Raw genomic sequence first — 2563 nt, 5'->3', positions numbered from 1 at the left:
CATACCAAAAATTGGTATATTTGAGTTTTAAATGAAAAGTTATGGCAAAGAACACATCAATTTTATTAGGAGATTATTTTGAGAGTTTCATTAATGAGGAGATTTCTTCAGGACGTTTTAGTTCTGCAAGTGAAGTTGTACGCACAGCTTTAAGATTGCTAGAACTAGAAGAGCGAAAAATAAAGAAATTTAGAGACGAAATCGAAATCGGGGAGAAAAGTGGAATGGTTTCAAATTTTGATTCTGAAGCTCATTTGGCCAATCTTCACAAAAAGCATTTATGAAAAATGAATATCGCATAAGTGCAAAAGCTTTAGAAGATATAGATAAAATTTGGCTTTACACTTTAGAAAACTGGTCACTAAATCAAGCTAATCATTATTACCGCCTAATTTATCAAGAAATAGAATTTATTGTCGAAGATTTTGAGGGAGGAAAAGATATTGGAGAAATTAAGACGGGTTATAGACAATTTAGAGTAAAATCACATCTTATCATCTACAAGAAAGCAGAAGATGGAATTTTGGAAATTGTTAGAGTGTTGCATCAGATGATGGATATTCCTAATCAAATATAAACGAAACGGGATATAACAGCCGTTTAACGCATTTACGAATTTTGTGGTAAGTTCACGTTTACGTTTCGCAAGAATTTTTATCTTTAACAGAAAATAAAAAGTTTCGAAGTTAGCAACTGACGAGAAGCGCCAAACCGTTAACGATTATGCCAAAAAGCTACACGGAATAAATAAATCCGCATTTTATTTCCCGTATTGGGAACTTTTTATTATCTTCGTCAAAAATTTTAACGTTGAGAGTAATTGCGAAAAAAATATTGAGAGATTTTTGGGAAAAGCATTCAGGTTGTGAGCAACAACTAAAATCGTGGTTTCAGGAAGCAAGTAATGCGGAATGGAAAAATCCTAATCAAATCAAAAAAGAATATCCGAGCGCAAGTATTTTAAACGATAACAGAATTGTTTTCAACATTAAAGGAAACAATTACAGATTAGTTGTAAAGATAAATTATGATTACCAAATGGTTTGGATTCGATTTATTGGAACGCATGGAGAATATGATAAGATAAATGCAAACGAAATTTAAAAGCTATGGAAATTAAACCTATAAAAACAGATAAAGATTATAATCAAGCTCTCGAAAGACTTGAAACAATTTTTGATGCAAAAAAAGGTTCGCCTGAAGGCGACGAACTTGAAGTGCTTGGAATTTTGGTTGACCAATATGAAAATGAACACTTCCCTATCGGATTGCCAGATCCAATTGAAGCAATCAAATTCAGAATGGAACAAATGGGCTATAATCAAACCGATTTAGCTAATATAGTTGGTTTAAAAAGTAGAGCAAGCGAAATACTAAATAAGAAAAGAAAATTGTCATTGGAAATGATTCGTCAATTACATGACAGATTGAACATTCCTACTGATGTTTTGATACAAACTTACTAAGAGGCACACTTGCTAAAACTTATGGCTAGTTTTTCTGTATATTGTTCGTTTACTTTTCATAACTTCGCTTGGTCGGTTATGGAAAGTAAACTTTCCATAAGCCGCCACAAGTTCTAGCAAGGAAATGTTGGCCGCTATCTTGAAAAACGTTGACAATGAGCTATTTTTCGATAAATAAAAAGTTTGTTTATATTTGTTGATGCAAAATCATTTGAAAAATGAACTACACAATGTCCTTTAAGGAAAGAGCCAAATTAGGTTTGGAACAATTATCCAATCAATCGCCAGTTACCTTAACGATGGCGCGCAAACAAGCCCAATCATTAAAGACGAAAAGCACTTCAAAAAACAAGAAACAAAGAGATTAGAAAGTTATATATCTGACAAAAATCTTTGGATAGCTATTAATAGAACGCAATATGTCAGCGAAGGTGCTGAACAAAAAGTGTATTTGAAGGATACTGAAAATGTGCTTAAACTAAACGATAGTATTTACTACAATTCCTGGAAAGATTATTTATACAATTTATTACTTCACAATTATTTCTTTCCAGATACAGCATATGATTTAATTGGCTTTACAAAAGATAATGACATTTTATATGCTGTTGTTCAGCAATCTTATGTTTCAATAACTGCTAATACAGATTTAAATCAAGTCAAAGAATTTTTAACTCTAAATGGTTTTGAAAATAATCGTAACAATGATTATATCAATCCCGAATTAGGAATTATTCTGGAAGATTTACATGATGAAAATGTTTTGACAAGAAATGAAGTTTTATATTTTATAGATACTGTTTTCTACTTAACCGAAGCATTTTGGATTAAATAAGAAAAACAACTGCTAACCTCAGTCATACGCAATTGCTGTTTTTTGGTGATTAGTTCGTTCTTTTTTACTGTTTTCGTTTTGTGCTAATGGAGAGAAATCGATCGCAAAGTAGTGACTGCGTCTGGCATACAAACTTTACTTTCCCAATACCTCTATCAATACCTCAGCTTCGGTTCCGTTAGGAAAAGCTGTTTTTATTTTTTGCGATATAGTGGGTGCTATTTGAGTAATTACTTTTCTGTCATGGGTTTCGCCTGATTTG

General features: G+C 32.0%; 6 protein-coding genes. All 6 read left to right on the top strand.

Going from position 1 to position 2563, the window contains the following annotated elements:
- The first annotated feature begins 41 nt into the window (after positions 1-41).
- The 6 genes from ACOYLT_RS11520 (at position 42) to ACOYLT_RS11495 (ending at position 2301) form a co-directional block, all read left to right on the top strand.
- Positions 42-284 carry a type II toxin-antitoxin system ParD family antitoxin gene (locus tag ACOYLT_RS11520; RefSeq protein WP_422853986.1) on the top strand — a complete coding sequence of 81 codons (243 nt, stop codon included), beginning with the start codon at positions 42-44 and terminating at the stop codon, positions 282-284.
- A complete protein-coding gene (locus ACOYLT_RS11515; protein ID WP_422853985.1) occupies positions 281-577 on the top strand; it encodes a type II toxin-antitoxin system RelE/ParE family toxin in 297 nt (98 codons plus the stop codon). Before ACOYLT_RS11520 ends, ACOYLT_RS11515 begins: the two co-directional genes overlap by 4 nt.
- Before the next feature lie 233 nt (positions 578-810).
- Positions 811-1104: a type II toxin-antitoxin system HigB family toxin gene (locus ACOYLT_RS11510; protein ID WP_422853984.1), complete on the top strand. Its 294-nt coding sequence runs from the start codon at positions 811-813 to the stop codon at positions 1102-1104.
- 5 nt (positions 1105-1109) lie between these two features.
- On the top strand, positions 1110-1466 hold the full coding sequence (locus tag ACOYLT_RS11505) for a helix-turn-helix domain-containing protein (RefSeq protein ID WP_422853983.1): 357 nt from the start codon (positions 1110-1112) through the stop codon (positions 1464-1466).
- 218 nt (positions 1467-1684) lie between these two features.
- Entirely contained in the window at positions 1685-1834 is a 150-nt protein-coding gene (locus ACOYLT_RS11500; RefSeq protein ID WP_422853982.1) for a hypothetical protein, read from the top strand.
- The gene (locus ACOYLT_RS11495; RefSeq protein WP_422853987.1) at positions 1786-2301 is read left to right on the top strand and encodes a hypothetical protein; all 516 of its coding nucleotides are present in this window, start codon (positions 1786-1788) and stop codon (positions 2299-2301) included. The genes ACOYLT_RS11500 and ACOYLT_RS11495 overlap by 49 nt, the downstream gene beginning before the upstream one ends.
- Positions 2302-2563 lie beyond the last annotated feature (262 nt).

Source organism: Flavobacterium sp. (genome assembly GCF_049318185.1).
Classification (GTDB): Bacteria; Bacteroidota; Bacteroidia; order Flavobacteriales; family Flavobacteriaceae; genus Flavobacterium.
The sequence above is the reverse complement of the archived record's forward strand: the minus strand, read 5'-3'. Positions and strand labels throughout refer to the sequence as shown.

What these genes read in the sequence shown, in the direction of transcription:
- ACOYLT_RS11520 (WP_422853986.1), top strand. Translation starts at nt 42, where the DNA reads ATGGCAAAGAACACATCAATTTTATTAGGAGATTATTTTGAGAGTTTC.
- ACOYLT_RS11515 (WP_422853985.1), top strand. Translation starts at nt 281, where the DNA reads ATGAAAAATGAATATCGCATAAGTGCAAAAGCTTTAGAAGATATAGAT.
- ACOYLT_RS11505 (WP_422853983.1), top strand. Translation starts at nt 1,110, where the DNA reads ATGGAAATTAAACCTATAAAAACAGATAAAGATTATAATCAAGCTCTC.
- ACOYLT_RS11500 (WP_422853982.1), top strand. Translation starts at nt 1,685, where the DNA reads ATGAACTACACAATGTCCTTTAAGGAAAGAGCCAAATTAGGTTTGGAA.